Raw genomic sequence first — 22,335 nt, 5'->3', positions numbered from 1 at the left:
GTAAGGAAAATTGTGGAGCTGGGAAGTTGGGAGGCAGGGAAGTTAGGAAGTGGCAAAGTTGTAAGGTTTCAATGTGATACTATGGGAAAGAAGCCTCCATTTTTCCCATCCCCTCGTCATTCGTAAATCCTCAATAGGATTTCTGAAAGGAACCTTTTTTCTCTTACCTTTGTCTCCCTTGTACTAATGGGGCTGACCGGTTTTGACAGTAAGTGTAAAGATTGGGCTCGCATGCAGGCTGGAGTATGTACGGCCTTGAAAGATTCATACAAAAGATAAATGGCGAAACTTCTTACGCCATGGCTGCTTAATCTAACCTAACTAGGATAGATCGCTTAAAGGGTTGAGTCACGAGAGTGATTCCCCAGCCACATCTCACCACCTGTTGTCTGATCCGGGTGGAATTGAGGTGTCGACTTGATCGGGCTGCGACTTGCGATGCTATTAAGCAGGTCTAAGACCAATAGCTAAGCCAAACTCAGGTGTGTCACCCAGCATAGTTTGGTCGAAAACCCAACAGGTGACTAAGCATGTAGACGGTACGGTGTTTCCTTATCTGGACGCGAGTTCGAATCTCGCCAGCTCCACTAAAAATCCTTCCTGAATTAAATCGGGAGGGATTTTTTAATTTATTCGAATCTTTTTCCCCAAGTAAGATTCTTCTAATTATTTTGCACTTATTCTTTTATAGGGTTGATTGGCAAGAAAATGAGAAAATTTACCATCCTGATTTTTATTCTTTTTGGTTGTAACGTGATCCCTCCGGAACCCTCAGATTATACTATTGAGGAAGTTTCTGTTGAAGGAGGAGAAGTTCACAGTGTCCAGGACAGCGTTGGCCTTAAGCTCGTAACTCGGGGGCTTCCTCCCACTAATTCCTGGAAAATGGTTTGGGAAATAAATGGTCAGGATGTTTTCACCCAAGATGTCACGGGTAAGGCAGGAACCTTTTCATTAACCAAAAAATACAAGGGAACCCAACCCGGAGAATACATTTTTAGGGGTTGTATTCAATCCAAAACTAGGCGGATTTGTGACGATAAGCGCTTTTTCCTTCAGTAAGGATTTCCCAGTCAAAGACCGGATTTGAAAATCCTGTCCATCAAAACCCATTTTTGACCTAGTTTGGCCCAGGGAAGGGGTTGTTGAAATTTCCACATCAGCTCTTCCCACTTGGCGATAATCGGATTAGCGGCATCCATTTCAGCTTTTTGCTCAAAAGTAAACTCATCCACCGTTTCCAAAATCATAAACATCCGGTTGCCAGTTCGGAATATCTCAATATTCAAAATTCCACAATCAATATCATGCTGGGTAACTTGCGGCCAGGCAGCCCCGGGAGCATGATACTGCTCGTATTCTTTGATCAATTCAGGATCATCTACTAAATCCAAAGCCAAGCAAAATCTCTTCATAATCTGGATGGAATTTTAGGTTAAAATGGGATGTGGTGAAAATAGAGTGTTAGAAATTTTTGAGGAAAGTATCGATTGTCATTTTCGCTGCAGATTCAGAATCAGGCCATGGAAAAGCCTCAGCAGATACAAAACCAGAATATCCGATTTCTTTCAAAACTGAAGCAATTGGTTCAAAGGAAGTATGCCCTGAACCTATAGGCCCACGGTGGCTATCCGCCAAATGCACATGCCCGACAAATTTTCCATATTTTCTCAGGCTATCAGGAAGATTAGTCTCCTCAATATTCATATGAAATAAATCAGCCAAAAGACGAACATGTCGAGTTTTCAGGGAGTCCAAAAACTTAGCTCCTGCTTCCAAAGTGTTGAGCAAATTAGTTTCGTATCGGTTTAGCGGTTCGTAAATCAAAAAAACTCCTACCTCTCCTGCCTTTTCTCCTAAAATTTCCAACCCTTCCCGAAGGAAATCCAAAGTCTTCTCCCGATCTCCGCCTTGAGGTACATTTCCCTGCATGGAACCTATGATTGCAGGAGCGCCAAACTTTGCCCCTAAAGAAATCATATCTGATATAAAGGAAATAGCCTTCTCTCGGATTTCCGGATTGGGATCTGTTAAGGTCAATCCATGAATTACTTTACCAGCTCCAGTTCCAACAGCTGCTAATTTCAAAGAATGTTTCTCCAGGTTTTTTTGAAGAAAATCAGGATCGAGTGAATCAGCAGATTCAGTAAAAAGTTCTACTCCATCAAACCCAAGCTGGGAAGCTTTTTCCATTGAACTCTCCAAATCATCCCAAAAAATCCAAGGCCCAGTTTTAATCTGAGGTACTAAAGCAATGGTTGCAGCGGAAAGAATCATAATTCAAATCTCAAGGTCCAACATGATTTTCACAATTCCTTGGGAATTTTTAGCCCAAGCATCCATGGTTTCTGGCGCCTGATCGATAGAAATCACCTTACTGATTACCTCATTGACCGGGAATTTTCCTTTTTCTAGGTAGGCAATGACTTCAGGAAAATCAATTTTCCCCACGCAATTCCTAGAACCTAAAATTTCAATTTCCTTTTGGACAAAAAGAGAAGTATTAAACTCAACCGGGGCTTTGGCATAACCAATACAAACCACCCTCCCTAAAAATGCCACTTCCTCTACAGCTGACCTATAAGTAGTTGGGCTACCCACGGCTTCAATAATCACATCAGGCCCGTCTCCTTCTGTTATTTGCTGAAGCCTTTCGTGCAAATCTTCTTGGGAAGGATTGATGGTATGCCTCACCCCAATCTTTTTTGCTATTTCCAGCTTAGAATTATCAATATCAATCGCAATGACTTCTGCTCCCCTATTTAAAGCTGAGGCAACAGCACCTAAGCCTACAATTCCACATCCCATCACGGCAACCCGATCTTGGGCCTCTACTTTCCCTCTGGAAACAGCATGAAACCCAACTGTCAAAGGCTCAACCAAAGCGAGTTCTTTCAATGAAAGGGTCTTTGATTCAAATAAATCCTGCCAAGGAGTGGTAATGTATCGGGTCATTGCTCCGGGACGGCGTACCCCCATGGTCTTATTGGTTTTGCAGGCATTGGGTCTTCCCTTCCTGCAAGCAACGCAGGTTCCACAATTTTGATATGGGTAAAGGGTTACTTTTGCTCCGATTTGGATAGAATCGGGGACCTCTTCTCCCAATTCGACGACTTTTGCTCCGACTTCATGCCCAAGAATATTGGGATATTCCTGTAGTGGAAAAAGCCCTTTGAATCCATTAAGGTCTCCTCCACAAAAACCCACCATTCCCACCTCAAGCAAAACTTCTCCAGACTTTGGTTTAGGAACTTCAATTTCCCTAACTTCTGTTTTCCCGATCTCGGTGAGAAAAAATGCTTTCATGGCTCTTTGGGTTTAATAAAATGGGCTAAATATTATTGGCTGGATTTCCTTCAAACCACATCTTGTTCATGACTGGCTTGGTGATTTCAAGAATTTTTTCAAGAAGTTCCCCCGGTATTTCCTGATTCAAGGAAGCAATATTTTGCTTGACAATTTCAAGTTCGCACATCCCAACGATAGTTGTGGAAATCGCCGGGTGATCCATGGCAAATTTTAAAGCCACATCGCTCAATCTGACTCCATAAGATTTGCACAAATCCAACAAAGGCCTCTGAACTGCCTTTACTTCTTCTGGAGATCTATGCCAAGCCGGCAATTCTGCATCAGAAAGGATCCTTTGCATCAGCGGAGCGGCATTCATCAACCCAAACCCTTGGGCTTGGGAGAGCGGAACAAGTTCATCATTGATCTCATTTTCGAGCAGATTGTAATGAGCCCAAGAGAGGACGGTATCGGGATTGGTTTCTCTGGCAATCTGAGCTAGATATCTGACCGGCAAACCTGTAATCCCCCAAAATCTCGCCTTACCGGATTGTATCACTTCCTGAATCGCTGGTACAGCCTCTTCAAGGATGATTTTTTTATCAACAAATTCAATGTCATGCAACTGAAACAAATCCAGATAATCTGTTTTTAATCGGCGTAGACTCTCATCAATACTTTCCAAAATCCTCTTTCTGGAAAAGTCAAAATGCTGCAAATCATATCGCCCACACTTACTTGCCAAAACCACTTCATGTCGCCTTCCTTCTAAAGCTTTTCCCAATCGCTCTTCAGCTAAAGTCAATCCGTAGAAAGGAGAAACATCAAAAAAATTCACTCCATGGTCTAGTGCATAATGAACTGCACTGATCGCTTCTTTTTCATCCACTGGGTCAAAAACATTCCCCATGGGAGAAGCTCCAAAACCTAAAACAGATACTTCAAGCCCTGTTTTTCCAAGAATTTTATAGTCCATGCAGGAAATTTGAAGAAGTTAAAATTCAAATGAACTGGGAAATCAACCGGTGAAGTAAGCTTCCAATTCGCTCATCATCTCGGCTTTTTCACGAAGGTCTCGGATTACCTTGCCTTTTTCTAATAGGACTATTCGATCACAAATTTCAGTCACATGGTTAAGGTCATGGCTGGAGATCAAAAAGGTGACTTTGGAGTTTTCTATTTCCCGTAAAATCAACTTTTTCAATCGGATTTGGGAGCTTGGATCCAGATTTTCAAAAGGCTCATCAAGCATAACAACCTCAGGATTTCCCATCAAAGCAGCAGCTATTCCCACTTTCTTCAAGTTCCCTTTGGAGAGGTCCCGGATATATTTCTTTTTGCCTAAAACTTCATCATTGAACAACTCGGTGAATCTATCCAGATGGTGCTTAAGGTCCGCCTCTGACATTCCATAGATTTTTCTCAAAGTCTCGAAATACTCATCCGGAGTAAGGTAGGCCAGCAACATATGCTCATCCAAATATGCGCCAACAATAGACTTCCAAGCCTCCGTTTGTGCAACATCTTCCCCGTTTATTTTTACCTGTCCTGAAGTTGCTCTGACTAAGTCGAGGATTATTCGGAATAAGGTGGTCTTTCCTGCACCATTATTTCCTACCAAACCGAAACATTCCCCCTTGGAAATCTCCAGAGCCGGAACGTCCAGCACGACAGTTTCTTTGTATTGTTTTTTGAGTTGAGCTATTTGAATCATAATTCTTGACGGAATGAAGAAGATATTTCGTAACGGTTGGATAGTACTCGATTGATATTGATTTGAGACAAAGGCTTAAAGGCCAGAACACCTGCCAGTCCCAAAACCCCTAAGACCAGAATCCCGATGACTTCATTAAATAGAAACCAGAAAGGAACATATATGGCATAGGGAAATACGAACATGGGCAAAATCATCAGCCATTGCGCAGCACCTACACCTTCGTAATTGAACATGGCTCCTTTGTTTAGATCCATCGGCTTTGGCTTCCAAAGGGAGAAATAAATGATCAGGTGCATCAAGATTCCGATGTTGAAGAAGAAACAGCAGATATGGATAAGTAAAATCTGCCATCCGAAGAATGCATAAGGAACAGAAAGCAGAAAGCAAACCAGTGATGAGCCCATAAATAGCAGGTATTTTCCACGAATAAGGGATGAAACCCCATTCCTTTTAGAAAGGAAGAAATCAAAATTTCCTGAGTTCCAGCTCAAGAAAAGTTGGGAATACTGAAGCATAAAAATCCCTGTGATGAATATTCCCACGAAAATGAAAATCCAATGAATTCCAGTTTCAGATTGGTATTGTGGGTTTTTGTAGAAAATCAATCCATACAGGAGAAAAAAACCGGCTAGCATAAGGTAGGTCCGGCTCTTTTTGTGGCGTATGATTAGTTTCCATTCCAAATTGGCCATTTCTCCTGGCAAGCCAAACCTTGAAAACAATCCAATGTTTTGATTAGCAAATCGAACTTCCTCCTCTTCGGTAAGATCTTCCAAGTAGGCATTGGAAACATAATAGTAAAAGCAAAAGTAATAGGCCCCAGCGAAAAAACCTATCAGCGCTAAAAAAGGCATCGGATTCACTAGAGCAAGGTCAAATACAGGACCCATTAGTTCTCCTAGATTAAACCAACCCAAATAACTCGAACCGGCTCCCAAGACCAAAACTCCAAATACCACAAATAAGCCTATTAGACTGTCTTCGAATCGCTGTTTAAACCAAAGCATAATCCAGTGAAGAGACCAGCTGGTCATCAGAATTGAACCTAGCCATGTGATTATTCCCATCCAACCAAACTCAGTCCCAACTACTTCTAAAGAAAATGGCAAAAAGAGAAGTAGGGCAATTAAAGAAAGCGGAGAAAAGAATGACCTCACCAATAAAGAATGGATAATCTTTTTCTTCCCAATCGGCAAATGCAACAGGCTCTCCAAGTCCACGACGGGGAGTTTCTGGATAAAATACCTATACATAAATTCCCCAAGGAAGAAATAGATTAAGTAACTATTCAGGATCTGAATCAAGTCTCCTCCATCAGAAAATTGCTCCAGGATTCTTTTCAATAGAAATCCTGCCCCCAAGACATAAGTCAAAAGAAGCAGTGCCAAAAATCCCATCACCAATTTGGTGATTAGGCTTTTTGCAAAAGAGGTAGATCGAACACTCTTTAGAAATTGTAACCTTATTAGGGTAAAAAACATAGGCTATATTTGAATCTTCAATTATGGATAGCCTAAAATAGGCCAATCTTCCTGAACGATAAAATCAAACCCGACAAATGCAGAATACAAGTGTTGAATTAGGATTTTTTGAGGCGGTGGAGCAGCGAAGGTCTGTACGGATTTTTGACCAAAGTGGTCCTTTTGACCATGAGGTGGTCCAGAAATGCCTGGAAGCTGCCATACTTTCTCCAAACTCCTCCAATCTTCAACTCTTTGAACTAGTTCGAGTTCCGGAAACTTCTCCTCTCAAAAGCCCTTTGGCAAAACTGTGCATGGGGCAAAAAGCCGCAAGCACTGCAAGGGAATTGGTGGTAGTGGTGACGCGGAGAGACCTTTGGAAATCAAGAGCAAAAGCCAATTACGATTATATCAAAAGCACCTACGAGGGAAAGCCTGACAAAAAATTAAAACAGGCTCTGGGTTATTATGGCAATCTGATTCCCAAACTTTACAGCAAATACTTTGGCTGGTCAATCATCAAGAAAGTCATTTCTTGGTGGGTTGGATTGAGACGTCCTATGGTTAGGGAAGTTGGAGAGACTGAAGTCAGAATATCTGTACACAAAAGTGCAGCCTTAGTCTCTATGACCTTTATGCTAGGTATGAAAGCTTCTGGCTATGATACCTGCCCTATGGAAGGATTTGATTCCGACAGGGTAAAGAAATTATTGAATCTTCCAGCTGCCGCCGAGATTTGCATGATCATTGGCTGCGGGAAAGGGCTGCCAGAAGGGATTTATGGTGAGCGTTTCCGAATCCCTAAGGAAGAATTGATTTCACTTCGCTAAAAAAGCTTAGAAATTATCGTTGATCTCGATCCAATATCCATCCGGATCTTGGATGTAAATCTGCTTGATCCCATCGACACGATTGGTGATTTCGCCTTTCACTCCCGCCCAACTTTCGAATGGATAGTTCCGGTCTTTCATATTTTGCACAAATACGGCCATATCCGGAATACTGAAGCACAAGTGATTGGTTTTTGAGATTTCCTTTGGGCGGTTTGAAGCTTCAATCAAATGCAAAGCAGCCCCTCCTCCTATATCATACCAAGCGTGCAAACCATCTTTAAATGGTTCTTCAATTTCCTTAAGCGTAAGAACATTTTGATAAAAGTCCATGCTCTTTTTCAAGTCAGAAACATGGACCGCAATATGATTGACTTTGAGCTGGGCAAATGAGTTCATGGCAAAGAATAGCAAAAAAAGGGTTAGGATTGATTTCATGGCATCTTGGATTAGAATACTAATGTTAGGTCATTTTTTAGAAAATAAAAAAGCCAACCCCAATTAAGGAGTTGGCTGATTTAAATCTAATTGGTGAAAATCACTCTTGCTCTACAGTAGTGCCAAGAATTGTAGCCATGGATATTCTATCAGCTTCGTCAAATAAGTTCAAGGCTTGGAGGTAAACTTCATTGATGTCATTCACAACCTTATAGAAGGCATTGTCATCATAGATTTGTCTTCCTAAATGGGCTTTCACCAAAAGTCTCAAGTATTCTTTTGACTTGTTGAAATCCTTGGAATCAAATTCAACCTTGTTCTTTTTCCCATATTCCACCAACTCCATCAGCATTCCATCTGAAACTTTGTAAGTAGCGTAATACTGATCCAAAGTCATGCTCTCGAAATTTGCCTTGTTTTTGGTCACGTAATCCAAAATGAATTCTCTGGAAGAATCTGAGTTAAACAGTTTGGTGACATAGGCACTGTTCATGGTAGTGTCTAAAGGAACAAAGTAATCAGGCATGATACCTCCTCCTCCATAAACTATTCTTCCTTTTTTGGTCTGATATTTCAAGCTGTCATTGAACTTGATGCTGTCAGCTGAGAAAAACTCTCCGTGTTCGTATCTGTTGATCCAATCTCTTTCATACGCTTCGTAGTTTTCGTCGTAAGGCTTTTGAATAGATCTACCGGATGGAGTGAAATATCTTGCAATGGTCAATCTAAGTTCGGCGCCATCAGAAAGGTCAATTGGCATCTGAACCAATCCTTTTCCAAAAGATCTTCTACCTACAATCAATCCTCTGTCATTATCCTGAATTGCACCAGCAAGAATCTCCGAAGCAGAAGCAGAGCCCTCATTGATCAATACGATAATTGATCCTTCTTCAAACATACCGGGCTTAAAGGCAAAAGCTTTTTGGCTGTACTGACTTACTTTTCCTTCTTGAGAAACGATCAAATCTCTGTCACCAAGAAGCTCATCAGCCATATTGATTGCGGCCCCCATGTATCCTCCAGGATTTCCCTGCAAATCAATGATCAGTTTTTTCATTCCTTTGATCTGAAGGTCAGAAACTGATTTTCTAAATTCATCATAGGTAGTGGCAGCAAATCGGGTCACTTTGATGTAACCGATCTCCTCATTCACCATGTAGGCAGCTGGTATGCTATACTGTGGAATCTTATCCCGAGTAATCTCATAAGTGATTAAATCTTGGCTGTTTCTGCGCTTGATATCCACCACAACCTTAGATCCTCTTGGGCCTCTTAAGTAATCAAATACATCACGATTGGTAATTCCAATTCCTGCTACATTTTTGCCATCAACCTTGATAATCTGATCTCCAGATTGAATACCCAACGCCTCTGAAGGTCCTCCAGTCAAAGGAGCAACTACATAAATTGTATCCCGGATTATACCAAACTCTACCCCGATCCCATCGAATTCGCCTTCGAGTTGGGATTGCGCCAATGAGGCATCTCGGGCAGGAATATAGCTGGAGTGGGGATCCAAATGCTCCAGCATTTTATTGATCCCGAATTCGACCAAATCATTGGTATTTACGCTATCCACGTAGTCCCGGTTGATATAGGTCATGATTTCCTGAAGCTTGTATAAGGCTGCTCTCAGGTCATTTTGATTACTTTTTGGCTCCGCAAAAGTTGCCCCAATCCAAATCCCTGCGGAAATGGAGAGTGCCAAGAGGATAGGTAATCGGATTTGCGATTTAGTATTTTTGGTTTCGCTCACTTTAACTTTCTTTATCTACTCGAATTAACTCAAACTAGCTTAAAATAATCCCCAATCAAACGGATTTTAGATAAAATTAACGATTGTTTATACGGCCGGAAAAGATAAAGGTGAGATTTATTCCCCTTTTTTCATCTAAAAAAAATTATTTTTGTCCAATGGAGTTGAAGCGGGATTTTGAAAAAGCCTCAGTTGGCGAATTGGTGTCAGAAAACTATGTTTTCGCATCGGTCCTCCACTATTTTGGAATCAGCTTTTACCAGTACCCAACCGACTCTTTGGAGAAAGTTTGCAAAAAGCACAAAGTCAATCCCCGTCAGCTGATTAGCCATCTGGAAAGCTGGGCAGAGGCAAAAGATCCTACAGTTGAGGAACTCTACCTCAATCCGATTGAACTCCTCGTCGCTTACCTTAAGAAAAAGCATTACTATTTCGTCAGACAGGAACTTCCCTTTCTTTCCAATTTGATTTCCGGAATTCAACCTGAAAAGGAGTTTTCAAGCTTAATGGCAGACTTGAGAATCATGTTTCCTCTTTTTGTTCAGGACTTCATCCATCACATTCATGAAGAGGAAAGTCGATTATTTAAGCGAATAGAACTTCTTCAGGATATCGAAGACGGGCATTTTAAGATTCACGATGCCTTGACAATTTTGGAAAAAGATCCTGTGCAGCATTTGGCTGACCACCACGAAGTCCATGACGATGAAATGGAGGGAATCCGGAAACTTACCCATGATTATTTTTTGGAAGAAAGTGCTCCTTTGGCCATGAAAGTTCTTTATCATGAACTTGAAAATTTTGAAAAGGAACTTTCTATTCATGCCAAAATCGAAGACGAATTGCTTTTCCCTAAGGCAGTTGAACTCGAAAGAGAAGCCCTCAGAAAAATCCGAAAACAAATCCGGACCAACTGATGGCTAGAGTTTTGGCTATTGATCTAGGAACTAAGCGGACTGGTTTGGCTGTTACTGATCCGTTGAAGATCACCGCAAATCCATTGGAAACCATAGAGACTTCGCAGTTGATGGTTTACCTAAAGAATTACTGTGCAAAAGAAGAGGTGGAAGCGCTTGTTTTAGGCCTGCCTACCCGACTCAATGGACAAGACAATGAAATGACTCCAAGAGTCATGAAACTCAAGGAAGAACTTGAAAAAGCTTTTCCCGACAAAAAAATTTCACTTATCGACGAACGATTTACTTCCAAAATGGCCATGCAAACCATGATTGCCATGGGAAGTAAGAAAAAAGACAGAAAAGAGAAAGCAGGTAATCTGGATAAAGTATCCGCTGCTATTATCCTTCAATCCTATTTAGAAAGACAATGATTTACCCAATTGTAGCTTACGGCAATCCGATCCTTAAAAAAGAAGCAGAAGACATTGCTGAAGGCTCAGATATTTCCCAACTCATTCAGGACATGTATTCCACCATGGATCATGCCAGTGGTGTAGGACTTGCTGCCCCTCAAATCAATCAGGGAATCCGATTATTCGTGATTGATAGTTCGCTGATGCTGGACGAAAATGATGAGGAAAAAGGTATCCGAAGAGCCTTTATCAACCCTATCATCCTGGATGAATACGGAGACAATTTTGGATTCGAGGAAGGCTGCCTTAGTATTCCGGATGTAAGAGCTGAAATCATCCGCCCTGAAAAACTCACCATTGAATACTACGACGAAAACTGGAATCTGAAGGAAGAAGAGTTTTCAGGAATGACCGCAAGAGTAATCCAACATGAATACGACCATTTGGAAGGAATTCTATTTGTGGACTATCTCAAAGGTCTGAAAAAGCGACTGATCCAATCCAAATTAATCGACGTGAGTAAGGGTAAGGTTTCCACAGATTACCGAATGATCTATCCTTTGAAATAATGGAGAAAAGTCCAGAACTCCGCATCGGTTTGGTCCAAACGGATCTTCATTGGCAAGACAAAACTGCCAATCTTGCGATGCTGGAGGAAAAAATCTGGGATTTAAAGGGCAAATGTGATCTTATCCTTTTGCCGGAAATGTTTCCAACAGGATTCAGCATGGAAGCCAAAAAGTTGGCAGAACCCATGAATTTGGGAATCCAAAAATGGATGCGTCAACTTGCCGCCCAGACACAAACTGTAATCGCCGGAAGCGCAATCATCACTGAAGGAGGGAAATTTTTTAATCGTCTTCTTTGGGTTTCACCGGATGGCTACACCGAACATTATGACAAACGGCATTTGTTCAGAATGGCCAATGAGCATGAAACCTACTCTTCTGGAAATAAACTCCCCATTTTTCACCTCAATGGGTGGAAAATCTGCCCTCAGATTTGCTACGATTTACGCTTCCCTGTTTGGTCAAGGAATGGCTGGGAAGATGGAATAGCCGGGTATGATTTGATTTTTTATGTGGCCAGCTGGCCAGCAGCTAGGATATCTGCCTGGGATGCACTTTTGCCTGCAAGAGCCATAGAAAACCTTTCCTTCAGCATTGGTGTCAACCGAATTGGACTAGATGGAAATGGCATTGCTTATAATGGACATTCAGCTGCATTTGATTTCAAAGGAGAAAAATTACTGGACTTAGGAGAAACAGAAAGTATCCAAATCCTTACGCTTTCCTCAAAGTCCTTAGAAGAATACCGAACCAAATTTCCAGCTTGGAGGGATTCGGATTCTTTTGAAATTCTTCACTAGCCTTTACTTTTCCAATATCTTCCGATTCCGCAAGCGGCGTTTGAAACCTATCTAATTTTCGTATTTTAGGCGCGAATTTAGACCCTGTTTTACTTTTTACCCTTTGGCAGATCACCGGCCTAATATCAAAAAGCAAAACAGTCCCATCCTTTTTAGCATCCTATTGAAAACATGAGTAAATCTACAAAAATCCTGTACACACTGACAGATGAGGCACCGGCATTAGCCACTTATTCTTTATTGCCTATCGTCCAAGCATTTACCAAATCGGCTGGAATCCAAGTTGAGACTAGGGATATTTCCCTTTCCGGTCGAATCATCGCCAACTTTCCGGAATACCTCAAACCTGAGCAACAGATCAATGATGATCTTGCTGAACTAGGTCAAATTGCCACTACCCCAGAGGCAAATATTGTCAAGCTTCCTAATATCTCCGCTTCTGTTCCTCAGCTAAAAGCTGCCATCAAGGAACTTCAGGGAAAAGGATATGCTCTTCCTGACTATCCTGAGGAGCCAAAAACCGAGGAAGAAAAAAACATCAAAGCCAAATATGACAAGATCAAAGGCTCGGCAGTAAATCCTATTTTGAGAGAAGGTAACTCGGACAGAAGAGCTCCTTTGGCGGTGAAGAACTATGCCAAAAAACACCCTCATTCCATGGGCAAGTGGAGCTCAGATTCTAAAACTCACGTGGATAGCATGAGTAGCGGTGATTTTTACGGAAGTGAAAAATCCATGACCATGCCTGCTGCAACCACTGTTTCTATAGAATTGGTTGGAGAAGATGGAAAGAAAGAGGTATTGAAGTCTGGCTTAAAACTTCAGGAAGGGGAAGTGATTGATGCTTCTTGCTTGAGTGTTTCTGCTTTGAAGGCATTCTTGAAAAAAGCGAAGGAAGACGCCAAAGCTAAAGGAGTTCTTTTCTCCATCCACATGAAGGCGACCATGATGAAGGTCTCTGACCCGATTATTTTTGGTCATGCTGTGAAGGTTTTCTTTGAACCTGTATTCACCAAGCATGCTGCCACTTTAGAATCAATCGGTGTGGATGTAAATAATGGATTCGGGGATCTTCTAGCCAATCTGGAAAAACTTCCAGCGGACAAAAAAGCTGAAATCCTTTCCGATATCGATGCTTGTTATGCAGATTCTCCGGACGTTGCAATGGTGAATTCTGACAAAGGCATTACCAACCTCCATGTTCCAAGTGATGTAATCATCGACGCCTCCATGCCTGCCATGATCAGAACTTCTGGTCAAATGTGGAACAAGGCTGGAAAACTTCAAGACACCAAAGCTGTAATTCCAGACAGAAGTTATGCTGGAGTTTATCAGGCTGTAATTGACTTCTGCAAGAAAAATGGAGCATTCAATCCAGCTACCATGGGCTCAGTACCTAACGTGGGTTTGATGGCCCAGAAAGCTGAAGAATATGGTTCTCATGACAAGACTTTCGAAATACCTTTTGCAGGAACTGTCAATGTGGTAGATGCAAATGGGACCGTTTTGATTTCTCACCAGGTTCAAGCGGGTGACATTTGGAGAATGTGTCAAACCAAGGATGCACCTATTCAAGATTGGGTGAAATTAGCTGTCACGAGAGCTCGACTTTCAGATACTCCCGCTGTTTTTTGGCTAGACCAAAACAGAGCACATGATGCTGAATTGATCAAAAAGGTCAATAAATACCTTCCAAACCACGACACTACAGGTTTGGATATCCGAATCATGTCACCGATAGAAGCTACTCTTTTCTCCTGCGAAAGAATCAAAGATGGTAAGGATACGATTTCTGTTACCGGTAACGTGCTAAGAGATTACTTGACAGACTTGTTCCCGATTTTGGAAGTAGGAACCTCAGCTAAGATGCTTTCTATCGTTCCGTTGATGAATGGTGGCGGATTGTTTGAAACTGGTGCTGGTGGATCTGCACCTAAGCATGTGGAGCAATTCACAGAAGAAGGTCATTTGAGATGGGATTCCCTTGGTGAATTCCTGGCCTTGGCAGTTTCTTTGGAACATCTTGGTCAAACGTTCGATAATCCTACAGCACTTCTTTTGGGTGAAACTTTGGATAAGGCAACCGGAAGATGGCTTGAAGAAGATAAATCTCCTGCCCGTGTGGTAGGTAAATTGGATAACCGAGGAGGACATTATTACCTAGCCATGTATTGGGCTGAAGAATTAGCCAAGCAAACTAAAGACCGTGCTTTGGCTTCAAAATTTACCGCTATTGCCAAGGCTATGGAGGAAAATGAGGCAAAAATCGTTGGGGAATACAATGGCTCTCAAGGTAAGCCAGTAGATATTGGGGGATATTATAGACCAGAGGAAGCAAAAGCTTCCAAGGCTATGCGACCTAGCCCTACCTTCAATGAGATCCTTTCTCAATTGGTATAAAAAGATAAGCCGGGAGAGTATCCCGGCTTTTTTTATGCCATTTGAAACTTCACTCCATGCTGGGTCATAAACTCTTTGATGACCGAGGAGTGGATACATTCTCCTAAATGGATGAAAGCATAATCATTGATTTTTTTGGCTTTGCCATGTGCAATGATTTCTTTCTCCTCAATATCAAAACCAAGATGAAGATGCTTAGTCCTACTTTGCATCCCGGCTACTCGTCCTTGAGTATCAAATAGAGGGCCTCCACTTTGACCACGAAGTCCAGGTGTACTCATCTCGATTCCATAAATTCTCCCGTTCTGATCTCCCAAAAATCGGGTAACCATACCCTCAATTGGGAATCTTGGGGACCTAGGCTGCCCGGTTTGGGTCCATTCAAGCTGATCTTTTTCAAGATTTAATTGAAAATTCGAAAATTCAGGAAAGGGAAATCCTAGTCTGCAAAGCATTTGGCCGGGCTGAACCTCCTGATCATTTTCAACGAAAACAGGAAATTTATTAACCGCCATCTTTTCAAATCCTTCAATTTTCACCAAAGCCAAATCGTACTCGGGATGATTGTGAAAGCGAATATTGGTAATCCGATCCACACAATCCACGAAAGTGATCCGCATCTCTGCAGTTTGGGTGTCCTTTATCCCAAGCTTCTTGGCGATTGTTTTGGAAAGACTTGCAGAAAGGCCTCTGGATTCCCTTTGGTACTGATCCAAACGCCTATTGATAGTATCTGCTTGCGCGATCCACTCGGCCACGTGCTTGCAGGTCAAAGCCCAGCCTTCTTCATTGATAAAAAATAAGGTGGCTGCTCCCCTTTCGACTCTTTGGCTCCCAAAATTCCTGGAGATGGAATGAATGGATCGGGTAAATTGTGCGACAGAAAGGATTGCTTCTACAAACATAAATTTTAGTGGTATAGTCCCGATTCTAGAAAATTTTCATCTTTAAAAAGACCAAAATAAAAATTTTCAAACACGAAATCGTTTGAAATTGAAATCTTGGTAATTCCCTTTTTTGAAGAAGGTAAGAAGTTTGGGCAGACCATTTATTTGTAATAACTTAGCCTGCCTTCGGGAAATTTTAGCCAAAAGTGGCTCACCCGATCGAGTTTTTGAAATCAAACCTATACTCAAAATCAACAATACTTATGAGCAAGATTAAAGTAGGAATCAACGGATTCGGAAGAATTGGCCGTTTGGCTTTCCGAGTTGCACAAGAAAGAAGCGACGTTCAAGTTGTCGCTATCAATGACCTTATCGATGTGGATTACATGGCTTACATGCTAAAGTACGACTCCACCCATGGTCAATTTAAAGGAACTGTAGAAGTAAAAGACGGCAACCTGATCGTCAATGGAAATACTATCCGAGTAACTGCAGAGAAGAGCCCTGCAAACCTAAAATGGGGTGAAGTAGGCGCTGATTATGTAATTGAGTCCACCGGTATCTTCTTAACCAAAGACACCGCTCAAGGTCATATCGATGCAGGAGCAAAGAAAGTAATCATGTCCGCACCTTCAAAAGACGACACTCCTATGTTTGTAATGGGTGTGAATGAAGGTTCTTACACACCTGACATGGTTTTCGTTTCCAACGCTTCTTGTACTACCAACTGCCTTGCTCCAATCGCAAAGGTTTTGAATGACAACTGGGGAATTGAGGAAGGTTTGATGACTACAGTGCATGCTACCACTGCTACCCAGAAGACCGTTGACGGTCCTTCAGCTAAAGACTGGAGAGGCGGACGTGGTGCCGGACAAAACATTATCCCATCTTCTACCGGTGCAGCTAAAGCTGTGGGTAAAGTTATTCCTGAATTGAACGGCAAATTGACTGGTATGGCTTTCAGAGTACCAACTCCAGACGTATCTGTAGTTGACTTGACTGTCAGATTGAAGAAGCCTGCTAAGTACGCAGAGATCTGTGCTAAAATGAAGGAAGCATCTGAGACCACTATGAAAGGTGTGCTAGGATACACTGAAGATGCTGTCGTTTCCAATGACTTTATCGGTGATGCAAGAACTTCAATTTTCGATGCAGAAGCTGGAATTCAGCTTTCTGATACTTTCGTAAAAGTAGTATCTTGGTATGACAACGAATGGGGCTATTCCAATAAGGTAGTAGATCTACTGACCTACATTGCGAAAAAATAAAGCAAGAAGCCCCGAAGAGATTCGGGGCTTTTTCTTGGCTCAATTCTGGATAAACCTATCAACCTAAGTCTGTACATGTATTTACCTCTCTTCCCGCTCAAACTGGTTGCATTTCCTGAGGAAGCCTTAAATCTTCACATTTTTGAACCTAGGTATAAGGAATTACTGGAAGACGTAGAAAAGGAAGGACTCAGTTTTGGGATTTTAACCTATACAAATCAGCTGAGCGGATTTGGCACCGAGGTTATTTTGGAAAAAGTCTACAAAAGATACGAAGACGGAAGATTGGATATCCAAACTAGGGGTACTAGAAGATTTCGAATTCTATCTTTTGAAAACCCAATGGAAGGAAAGCTATATGCCGGGGGAAGAGTTCAATTTCTAAAAGATGATATGCGCATCACCTCCACCCTTCAGCATGAATATATTTTTTACTTAAAGGAAATGCTCCACCTGCTTAATTTTTCTCAAGAGGTTAATCCTCTTACGCTCACTTCATTCACTTTCTCCCATAAAGTTGGACTGACTCTGGAGGAGGAATTGGAGCTTTTGAAAATGGAATCAGAAAAAGAGCGTACAGAGACTTTGATCAAGCATTTCAAGAGAATGATCCCAGTCCTTAAAGCCGCCGAACAAGCAAAAGAGAAAATCAAACAAAACGGTCATTTCAAGCACCTCGACCCGCTGAATTTCTGAGTTATTTCTCCATAATCTTTTGAGCTCGGTATAGATTGTCTGTAGCCTGAAGGATTTTGTTTTTTAACACCGGATTGTAGTCAGGTTTACTTTTCAGAAAGGATTCCACTAATTCAAGAGCCTCTGGGGCCGTGTATTGCCCCACAGTATTACTTGCCCATCCCTTGGGGAAGAAAATGTCTCCAGTCCTTTGAATTTCTTCCATCAAAGCCAAAGACAGTTCCACATGCTTCAAGCTTTCCTCTTGCCGAAGTGGGTGATGAATAAACCCACAAGCAGCCAAAACCCAGGATTCCTTTTCTCGCATCTCCGGGGACTTAAATGAGATAAAAAGGGAATCCCTTACTGAAGCATCTTCCGAAAGCGCCGGAACTAAAAAATCAAATCTATCCCTACGATCTGAATTGGTAATTCTGGTTCTTTCCTCCTCTAAAATTTCTTCGGCTTTTGGATGCCCATACAAGGCCAAATCCATGGCCAGACTTGTAAAATTGTCGGCGCTTAGTTTGAGATTGGCTATTTCCATCTTCTTAGTCCAAATCTGATATAACCTTTCAATACCTTCATTTGAATAGGCTATACTTTGGTACAAATTGAACAGATTCTTTTTGACGTTTGCTGATTGCTCTTTCTGAAGAAGATCCCAAATAAAGGGCTCCAGTGACTGAAGTTCTGCTTCTCTTTTTTCCTTGGAAAGAAATTTCCAAAACAGGGATTCCAATTGCCCGGCCATCAATTGGACTACAATCTCATTACTTTCGGACGCTAAACCTTGCTTTAGGACTGTAATATTCTGGGAAGGCTTAATAGTCCCATTTAGCGTATTTTCATACAAATTAAGGTAAGCACTTGCCCTACTCAACTCATCTTCGATTTTTGGGAATTCACTTATATAATTTGAATCCACAGGAAATACTCCGTATCCCAATCCATTGCTGTTGTAAAGAATGGCAATTGGTTTAGACATTCCTTGCACTTCTAGAATTTCCGATGATTTCCCTTTAATTGAAACTGGAACGATCTTCTGCTCATTTTCATAGACTAAAGTCAAATCAAAAACCTGCGGCCAAACTTTATCTGTACCGTCTTCCGCAGTTTGGGTGAGGACTAAAGAAGAAATCTTCCCCTCCTCATTAATCTTTAACTTCTCAGAAAAAATGGGTCTGCTCGATTGATTTACCCAAACCTCGCTCCAAGCCACGAGATCTTCCTCTGTTTCCTTATCCAGTATTTTGACCAAATCATTCCAGTCTGCATTCCCATTGGCAAGAGTTCTTATATACGATTGAATTCCTTTTTTGAAGGCCTCCTCGCCCATCAGGGTCTCGAGTTGGCGCATCATGATTGGGGCTTTATTGTAAATAATCCCTCCATACAAGGAGCCGGCATTTTTCAAGTTTCCAAGTTCCTGCCGGATTGGATTAGTCCCTCTAGTTCGGTCCTCAGCATAGGCCCCTGGATAAAGCGAGGTCAGGAAAAGCAAATCATGGTTGATTTTTGGGAAAGCAGGATTAGCGATTTTACCAGCCATGAAGTTTGCAAAAACCTCCTTCATCCAAACATCATTAAACCACTTCATGGTCACCAAGTCCCCAAACCACATGTGGGCTGTTTCATGTCCTATGAGCTTAGCTCGACTTAGGAGTTCCGAATCAGTAGCTGAAGGATCCAAAAAGAGGGTGCTTTCCCTATACTGGATAGCTCCTACATGTTCCATTCCCCCGTACTGAAAGATAGGAATGGTCGCAAAATCCAGTTTTTGAAATGGAAACTTATACCCCGTATAGTTTTCCAAAAATGTCACAGCTTGCTGATGGAGTTTGAAGATTTCACCCTTGCTAGCTTGGATTTTTTCCTCATTAGTTTCCCTGTAGAGCATTTCTTGAGCATATCCATTTTCGGATTTGGCGGATTGGAATTTCCCTGCAACAAAAGAAAAAAGATAGGTACTCATCAAATCTGACTTGGCAAACCGGTGAATTGCAAATTCTCCTTTTTCCTCTTTCTGAACTAGTGAAGCCCCAGCCAAAACTTTCCAGTCTTTGGGAGCGGAAATGGTCAAGGAATAATTTGCTTTTAAATCTGGCTGATCAAAGCAAGGAAATAAGGTGCTGGCTCGGTCTGGAACTAGGAGAGTATATAAAAACTCATCGTTTCTATTAAGAGATAAGTCTCCTGCGATAAATGAAATATCAATTTTATTCTCCCCCTTAATTAGATTCTCTTTAGCAATGATTAAGTGTTCCTCTTCATGACGGACAGGGATTTCAGATCCGTTTATCGCGACTGATAGCACCTTTTCTGATGATTCATTAAAATCTAAAATCAGGGGATGATCCAGGTTCATGACCTCCAAATCCAGAATTAATCGGGCTGGAATGGGATCGGACTTTTTCTCAGGAATGGAAAAATCTAATTGATAGTGGATATTTTTCACCTGTTGGCTTCGGTACTCCGCCAACTCAATGGAAATTCCCGGGTCATAAAAATGGGCATCAGAAACCGGCTGCTTACAAGAAGCTAATCCCAGAAAAAAGGTGAATAGGATGAATGAATATTTCATCCCGAAACCTTGTGAAAATCAAGCTGATTTACAAACAGAATTATCTGAGTGATTTTGGAAAAGAGAAATTCAACAAAAACAAAAAAGCAGACTTCTTAGCCTGCTTTTTGTGATCCCGCTGGGACTCGTCCCGATGGCTATCGCGGACCAGGGCCCATACAAACTATCTCTAGATATACTTCTCTTAATTTCTCCATTGGTTTAAAACAAAAAAGCAGACTTCTTAGCCTGCTTTTGTGATCCCGCTGGGATTCGTCCCGATGGCTATCGCGGACCAGGGCCCATACAAACTATCTCTGGAAATACCTCTCCTAACTTCTCCCTTGGCTTAAAACAAAAAAGCAGACTTCTTAGCCTGCTTTTGTGATCCCGCTGGGATTCGAACCCAGGGCCCATACATTAAAAGTGTATTGCTCTACCAGCTGAGCTACGGAATCAAAAGAAAAAGCGGAACGTAATTCCGCTCATTTTTTTGTGATCCGCTTAGGATTCGAACCTAAGACCTACTGCTTAGAAGGCAGTTGCTCTATCCAGCTGAGCTAGCGGACCTGGATAACTACTACTAGTTATTAATAAAGTCGGGGTGGCAGGATTCGAACCTACGACCTCCACATCCCAAATGTGGCGCGATACCGGGCTACGCTACACCCCGAAGTAATTGTTTTAACTCCTTGCAAGTTAAACTTGTGATCCCGCTGGGATTCGAACCCAGGGCCCATACATTAAAAGTGTATTGCTCTACCAGCTGAGCTACGGAATCTTAAATCTTCCAAATTGGCTCCCTGAGCTTGCTTTTTGCTAGATCATTGCCGTAATTGGACTGCAAATTTATGACTCTGAATTCTAAATGCCAAACCAGAAATCAATCTTTCTAGCAAAACTTTCTATAATTTTTTTCCTTTTTCTACAAAGCATTCATTGTCAGGCCAATGTGCCTCAGCTTATGATAGCAGATTCTTTGTTTAATCAGAGAAGCTATAAAGAAGCAATGGAGATCTATCAGGTAAATTATCAATTAGGCATTTACTCACCTTCCATGCTTCTTAAAATGGCTTTCATAGCTGAAGGTATAGGAGATAAAGAAAGCGCTTCGCTTTACCTAAGTAAGTATTACGATTTAAACCCTAATCCTCAGACCATTACCAAAATCAAAAGTCTTACCGGCCAAAATGAACTGGTAGGCTACGAGGTGAGTGACGGCATGCGTTTCGTTCTTTTGCTTGTGGAATACAAGGAAATCATTGTAGGGACATTTGCTCTTTTTCTAATTATCTCTCTGATCTTCCTTTGGGCTCGCGGCAATAAATTGATTGAAGCTAGATTTTATTGGCCTTCGGTAATTTTAATTTCTTTGATCTTTCTTTTGAATAATTTCCTCAAAGGTCCTAATACAGGACTGGTGACAGGAAGTCCTACCTATATCGTCTCTAAGCCATCCGCAGGGGGTGAACTAGTCGATCGTGTAGAACCAGGCCATCGGGTAAAAATCAGAGCCAGCAAGGACGTCTGGTATGAAGTTGAATGGAAAGATCAAATCGCCTACATCAAAAAAGAAAAAGTTACACGTCTATAAAAAGAGAGGGCTTCGAAATTCGAAGCCCTTTTGTTTTATAGTTTTTTGATCATCAAGTTTCGGTAGTGAACCACATCTCCATGATCTTGGAGGGAAATTTTCCCCTTCTTGTATTTACCAAATCCCGGCATATCCTTGAATTTACTTTTGGCGATCAATGCTTCCCACTCAGGAGTGAAAAGCTGGGTAGAAACAATATTTACTCCGTTAAGGAATAAATCCAGTTTCCCTTGATTGATCATGATTTCTGCCTGATTCCATTCGCCAGCAGGCTTAACGGTTTCCTGACTGCTCACGATTAGGTCATACAAGTCACCAGCTCTGTGGCTAATAATTTTAGCATCTGGATGCCCTGCATTATCCAAAACCTGCATTTCAGGGCCAGTTTGCCATGGATATTGGTATTCAGGAGATTCATGGACTAAGAAGATCACTCCGCTATTTCCATTAGGAGCTATTTTCCACTCATACTTAAAATGGAAATTTTCAAATTCCTCGTTAGTCACGATATCTCCGCCATCTCCAGTTTGCCAGCCGTCTTTATTTGCCGCATCAAGATAAATCTCACCATTTTCAATTTTCCAGGCTTTTCCTACTTCTCCTCCTCCATATTTGGACCAGCCATTAAAGGTTTGTCCATCAAAAAGAGAAATCCATTCCTCTGCAGGAACTTCAATTGCAAGTGTATCCGCCGTAGCTGTTTCTTCTGTCTTCGGGGAAGAACAAGCTGCCATTAAACCAGCTGTTACCCAAAGGCTCAAATAACTTTTCTTCATTC

General features: G+C 41.7%; 21 protein-coding genes, 4 tRNA genes and 1 other RNA gene. 11 read left to right on the top strand and 15 right to left on the bottom strand.

Translation table 11 applies throughout. From position 1 onward, the window contains the following. The first annotated feature begins 188 nt into the window (after positions 1-188). Positions 189-590, top strand: a transfer-messenger RNA (tmRNA) gene (gene ssrA, locus DFQ04_RS11840). 118 nt (positions 591-708) lie between these two features. After that, positions 709-1,062, top strand: coding sequence for a hypothetical protein (locus tag DFQ04_RS11835; RefSeq protein ID WP_133556098.1), 354 nt, complete (start codon positions 709-711; stop codon positions 1,060-1,062). 11 nt (positions 1,063-1,073) lie between these two features. Here the strand turns inward: DFQ04_RS11835 and DFQ04_RS11830 are convergent, their stop codons facing one another. The 6 genes from DFQ04_RS11830 to DFQ04_RS11805 are packed head-to-tail and all read right to left on the bottom strand — an operon-like array spanning position 1,074 to position 6,486. Then, on the bottom strand, positions 1,074-1,415 hold the full coding sequence (locus tag DFQ04_RS11830; RefSeq protein ID WP_133556096.1) for an L-rhamnose mutarotase: 342 nt from the start codon (positions 1,413-1,415) through the stop codon (positions 1,074-1,076). A 49-nt stretch (positions 1,416-1,464) separates the two neighbouring features. Continuing rightward, positions 1,465-2,277: a sugar phosphate isomerase/epimerase family protein gene (locus DFQ04_RS11825; protein ID WP_133556094.1), complete on the bottom strand. Its 813-nt coding sequence runs from the start codon at positions 2,275-2,277 to the stop codon at positions 1,465-1,467. Positions 2,278-2,280: 3 nt separating this feature from the next. Next, positions 2,281-3,306, bottom strand: coding sequence for a zinc-binding alcohol dehydrogenase family protein (locus DFQ04_RS11820; RefSeq protein ID WP_133556092.1), 1,026 nt, complete (start codon positions 3,304-3,306; stop codon positions 2,281-2,283). 25 nt (positions 3,307-3,331) lie between these two features. Then, complete coding sequence (locus tag DFQ04_RS11815; protein WP_133556090.1) at positions 3,332-4,264, bottom strand: aldo/keto reductase; 933 nt, start codon at positions 4,262-4,264, stop codon at positions 3,332-3,334. Between the two features lie 42 nt (positions 4,265-4,306). Continuing rightward, positions 4,307-5,002, bottom strand: a complete 696-nt coding sequence (locus tag DFQ04_RS11810; protein ID WP_133556088.1) for an ABC transporter ATP-binding protein — start codon at positions 5,000-5,002, stop codon at positions 4,307-4,309. Continuing rightward, positions 4,999-6,486: a DUF5687 family protein gene (locus DFQ04_RS11805; RefSeq protein ID WP_133556086.1), complete on the bottom strand. Its 1,488-nt coding sequence runs from the start codon at positions 6,484-6,486 to the stop codon at positions 4,999-5,001. Before DFQ04_RS11805 ends, DFQ04_RS11810 begins: the two co-directional genes overlap by 4 nt. Positions 6,487-6,563: 77 nt before the next feature. Between DFQ04_RS11805 and DFQ04_RS11800 the strand changes: the two genes are divergently transcribed. Continuing rightward, positions 6,564-7,295, top strand: coding sequence for a nitroreductase family protein (locus tag DFQ04_RS11800; protein WP_133556084.1), 732 nt, complete (start codon positions 6,564-6,566; stop codon positions 7,293-7,295). Between the two features lie 6 nt (positions 7,296-7,301). Here the strand turns inward: DFQ04_RS11800 and DFQ04_RS11795 are convergent, their stop codons facing one another. Together DFQ04_RS11795 and DFQ04_RS11790 are read right to left on the bottom strand one after the other, a co-directional pair. After that, a complete protein-coding gene (locus DFQ04_RS11795; protein WP_166637305.1) occupies positions 7,302-7,733 on the bottom strand; it encodes a VOC family protein in 432 nt (143 codons plus the stop codon). A 100-nt stretch (positions 7,734-7,833) separates the two neighbouring features. After that, positions 7,834-9,489 (bottom strand): S41 family peptidase, encoded by a 1,656-nt coding sequence (locus DFQ04_RS11790; RefSeq protein WP_133556082.1) that lies wholly within the window; start codon positions 9,487-9,489, stop codon positions 7,834-7,836. A 158-nt stretch (positions 9,490-9,647) separates the two neighbouring features. On the opposite strand from DFQ04_RS11790, the gene DFQ04_RS11785 reads away from it, so the two are divergent. The 5 genes from DFQ04_RS11785 to DFQ04_RS11765 all read left to right on the top strand — a co-directional run bounded on the left by DFQ04_RS11785 (position 9,648) and on the right by DFQ04_RS11765 (position 14,570). Next, on the top strand, positions 9,648-10,406 hold the full coding sequence (locus DFQ04_RS11785; protein ID WP_133556080.1) for a hemerythrin HHE cation-binding protein: 759 nt from the start codon (positions 9,648-9,650) through the stop codon (positions 10,404-10,406). Next, positions 10,406-10,819 (top strand): Holliday junction resolvase RuvX, encoded by a 414-nt coding sequence (gene ruvX, locus DFQ04_RS11780; RefSeq protein ID WP_133556078.1) that lies wholly within the window; start codon positions 10,406-10,408, stop codon positions 10,817-10,819. Before DFQ04_RS11785 ends, ruvX begins: the two co-directional genes overlap by 1 nt. Next, entirely contained in the window at positions 10,816-11,370 is a 555-nt protein-coding gene (gene def, locus DFQ04_RS11775; RefSeq protein ID WP_133556076.1) for a peptide deformylase, read from the top strand. The genes ruvX and def overlap by 4 nt, the downstream gene beginning before the upstream one ends. Further along, complete coding sequence (locus DFQ04_RS11770; RefSeq protein WP_133556074.1) at positions 11,370-12,170, top strand: amidohydrolase; 801 nt, start codon at positions 11,370-11,372, stop codon at positions 12,168-12,170. The genes def and DFQ04_RS11770 overlap by 1 nt, the downstream gene beginning before the upstream one ends. Before the next feature lie 171 nt (positions 12,171-12,341). Beyond that, positions 12,342-14,570, top strand: a complete 2,229-nt coding sequence (locus tag DFQ04_RS11765) for an NADP-dependent isocitrate dehydrogenase (RefSeq protein ID WP_133556072.1) — start codon at positions 12,342-12,344, stop codon at positions 14,568-14,570. Between the two features lie 32 nt (positions 14,571-14,602). Here DFQ04_RS11765 and DFQ04_RS11760 read toward each other — a convergent pair whose 3' ends face one another. Beyond that, positions 14,603-15,475 (bottom strand): S1 family peptidase, encoded by an 873-nt coding sequence (locus DFQ04_RS11760; protein ID WP_133556070.1) that lies wholly within the window; start codon positions 15,473-15,475, stop codon positions 14,603-14,605. A gap of 245 nt (positions 15,476-15,720) precedes the next feature. Here DFQ04_RS11760 and gap point away from each other — a divergent pair, with 245 nt between their 5' ends. Both gap and DFQ04_RS11750 read left to right on the top strand, forming a co-directional pair. Continuing rightward, a complete protein-coding gene (gene gap, locus DFQ04_RS11755; RefSeq protein WP_133556068.1) occupies positions 15,721-16,725 on the top strand; it encodes a type I glyceraldehyde-3-phosphate dehydrogenase in 1,005 nt (334 codons plus the stop codon). A 75-nt stretch (positions 16,726-16,800) separates the two neighbouring features. Next, positions 16,801-17,421, top strand: coding sequence for an LON peptidase substrate-binding domain-containing protein (locus tag DFQ04_RS11750; protein ID WP_133556066.1), 621 nt, complete (start codon positions 16,801-16,803; stop codon positions 17,419-17,421). Position 17,422: 1 nt separating this feature from the next. Here DFQ04_RS11750 and DFQ04_RS11745 read toward each other — a convergent pair whose 3' ends face one another. From DFQ04_RS11745 to DFQ04_RS11725, 5 genes are all read right to left on the bottom strand, one after another. Then, a complete protein-coding gene (locus tag DFQ04_RS11745) occupies positions 17,423-19,984 on the bottom strand; it encodes a M1 family metallopeptidase (protein ID WP_133556064.1) in 2,562 nt (853 codons plus the stop codon). Positions 19,985-20,348: 364 nt separating this feature from the next. Continuing rightward, positions 20,349-20,421 (bottom strand) — tRNA-Lys (locus DFQ04_RS11740). A gap of 38 nt (positions 20,422-20,459) precedes the next feature. Continuing rightward, a tRNA-Arg gene (locus tag DFQ04_RS11735) sits at positions 20,460-20,533 on the bottom strand. Positions 20,534-20,562: 29 nt separating this feature from the next. After that, positions 20,563-20,636, bottom strand: a tRNA-Pro gene (locus DFQ04_RS11730). A gap of 35 nt (positions 20,637-20,671) precedes the next feature. After that, positions 20,672-20,744 (bottom strand) — tRNA-Lys (locus DFQ04_RS11725). A gap of 183 nt (positions 20,745-20,927) precedes the next feature. On the opposite strand from DFQ04_RS11725, the gene DFQ04_RS11720 reads away from it, so the two are divergent. After that, positions 20,928-21,557 carry an SH3 domain-containing protein gene (locus tag DFQ04_RS11720; RefSeq protein WP_317129598.1) on the top strand — a complete coding sequence of 210 codons (630 nt, stop codon included), beginning with the start codon at positions 20,928-20,930 and terminating at the stop codon, positions 21,555-21,557. Between the two features lie 35 nt (positions 21,558-21,592). Here DFQ04_RS11720 and DFQ04_RS11715 read toward each other — a convergent pair whose 3' ends face one another. Beyond that, the gene (locus tag DFQ04_RS11715) at positions 21,593-22,333 is read right to left on the bottom strand and encodes a DUF1080 domain-containing protein (RefSeq protein ID WP_133556060.1); all 741 of its coding nucleotides are present in this window, start codon (positions 22,331-22,333) and stop codon (positions 21,593-21,595) included. Between the last annotated feature and the right edge of the window lie 2 nt (positions 22,334-22,335).

The sequence above is a fragment of the Algoriphagus boseongensis genome, assembly GCF_004362805.1.
In the GTDB taxonomy this organism is placed as follows: domain Bacteria; phylum Bacteroidota; class Bacteroidia; order Cytophagales; family Cyclobacteriaceae; genus Algoriphagus; species Algoriphagus boseongensis.
The sequence above is the reverse complement of the archived record's forward strand: the minus strand, read 5'-3'. Positions and strand labels throughout refer to the sequence as shown.

What these genes read in the sequence shown, in the direction of transcription:
- DFQ04_RS11805 (WP_133556086.1), bottom strand. Translation starts at nt 6,486, where the DNA reads ATGTTTTTTACCCTAATAAGGTTACAATTTCTAAAGAGTGTTCGATCT.
- DFQ04_RS11720 (WP_317129598.1), top strand. Translation starts at nt 20,928, where the DNA reads ATGATAGCAGATTCTTTGTTTAATCAGAGAAGCTATAAAGAAGCAATG.
- DFQ04_RS11715 (WP_133556060.1), bottom strand. Translation starts at nt 22,333, where the DNA reads ATGAAGAAAAGTTATTTGAGCCTTTGGGTAACAGCTGGTTTAATGGCA.
- DFQ04_RS11785 (WP_133556080.1), top strand. Translation starts at nt 9,648, where the DNA reads ATGGAGTTGAAGCGGGATTTTGAAAAAGCCTCAGTTGGCGAATTGGTG.
- DFQ04_RS11830 (WP_133556096.1), bottom strand. Translation starts at nt 1,415, where the DNA reads ATGAAGAGATTTTGCTTGGCTTTGGATTTAGTAGATGATCCTGAATTG.
- def (WP_133556076.1), top strand. Translation starts at nt 10,816, where the DNA reads ATGATTTACCCAATTGTAGCTTACGGCAATCCGATCCTTAAAAAAGAA.
- DFQ04_RS11750 (WP_133556066.1), top strand. Translation starts at nt 16,801, where the DNA reads ATGTATTTACCTCTCTTCCCGCTCAAACTGGTTGCATTTCCTGAGGAA.
- DFQ04_RS11745 (WP_133556064.1), bottom strand. Translation starts at nt 19,984, where the DNA reads ATGAAATATTCATTCATCCTATTCACCTTTTTTCTGGGATTAGCTTCT.
- DFQ04_RS11800 (WP_133556084.1), top strand. Translation starts at nt 6,564, where the DNA reads ATGCAGAATACAAGTGTTGAATTAGGATTTTTTGAGGCGGTGGAGCAG.
- DFQ04_RS11835 (WP_133556098.1), top strand. Translation starts at nt 709, where the DNA reads ATGAGAAAATTTACCATCCTGATTTTTATTCTTTTTGGTTGTAACGTG.
- gap (WP_133556068.1), top strand. Translation starts at nt 15,721, where the DNA reads ATGAGCAAGATTAAAGTAGGAATCAACGGATTCGGAAGAATTGGCCGT.
- DFQ04_RS11770 (WP_133556074.1), top strand. Translation starts at nt 11,370, where the DNA reads ATGGAGAAAAGTCCAGAACTCCGCATCGGTTTGGTCCAAACGGATCTT.
- DFQ04_RS11820 (WP_133556092.1), bottom strand. Translation starts at nt 3,306, where the DNA reads ATGAAAGCATTTTTTCTCACCGAGATCGGGAAAACAGAAGTTAGGGAA.
- DFQ04_RS11825 (WP_133556094.1), bottom strand. Translation starts at nt 2,277, where the DNA reads ATGATTCTTTCCGCTGCAACCATTGCTTTAGTACCTCAGATTAAAACT.
- DFQ04_RS11795 (WP_166637305.1), bottom strand. Translation starts at nt 7,733, where the DNA reads ATGAAATCAATCCTAACCCTTTTTTTGCTATTCTTTGCCATGAACTCA.
- DFQ04_RS11810 (WP_133556088.1), bottom strand. Translation starts at nt 5,002, where the DNA reads ATGATTCAAATAGCTCAACTCAAAAAACAATACAAAGAAACTGTCGTG.
- DFQ04_RS11765 (WP_133556072.1), top strand. Translation starts at nt 12,342, where the DNA reads ATGAGTAAATCTACAAAAATCCTGTACACACTGACAGATGAGGCACCG.
- ruvX (WP_133556078.1), top strand. Translation starts at nt 10,406, where the DNA reads ATGGCTAGAGTTTTGGCTATTGATCTAGGAACTAAGCGGACTGGTTTG.
- DFQ04_RS11815 (WP_133556090.1), bottom strand. Translation starts at nt 4,264, where the DNA reads ATGGACTATAAAATTCTTGGAAAAACAGGGCTTGAAGTATCTGTTTTA.
- DFQ04_RS11760 (WP_133556070.1), bottom strand. Translation starts at nt 15,475, where the DNA reads ATGTTTGTAGAAGCAATCCTTTCTGTCGCACAATTTACCCGATCCATT.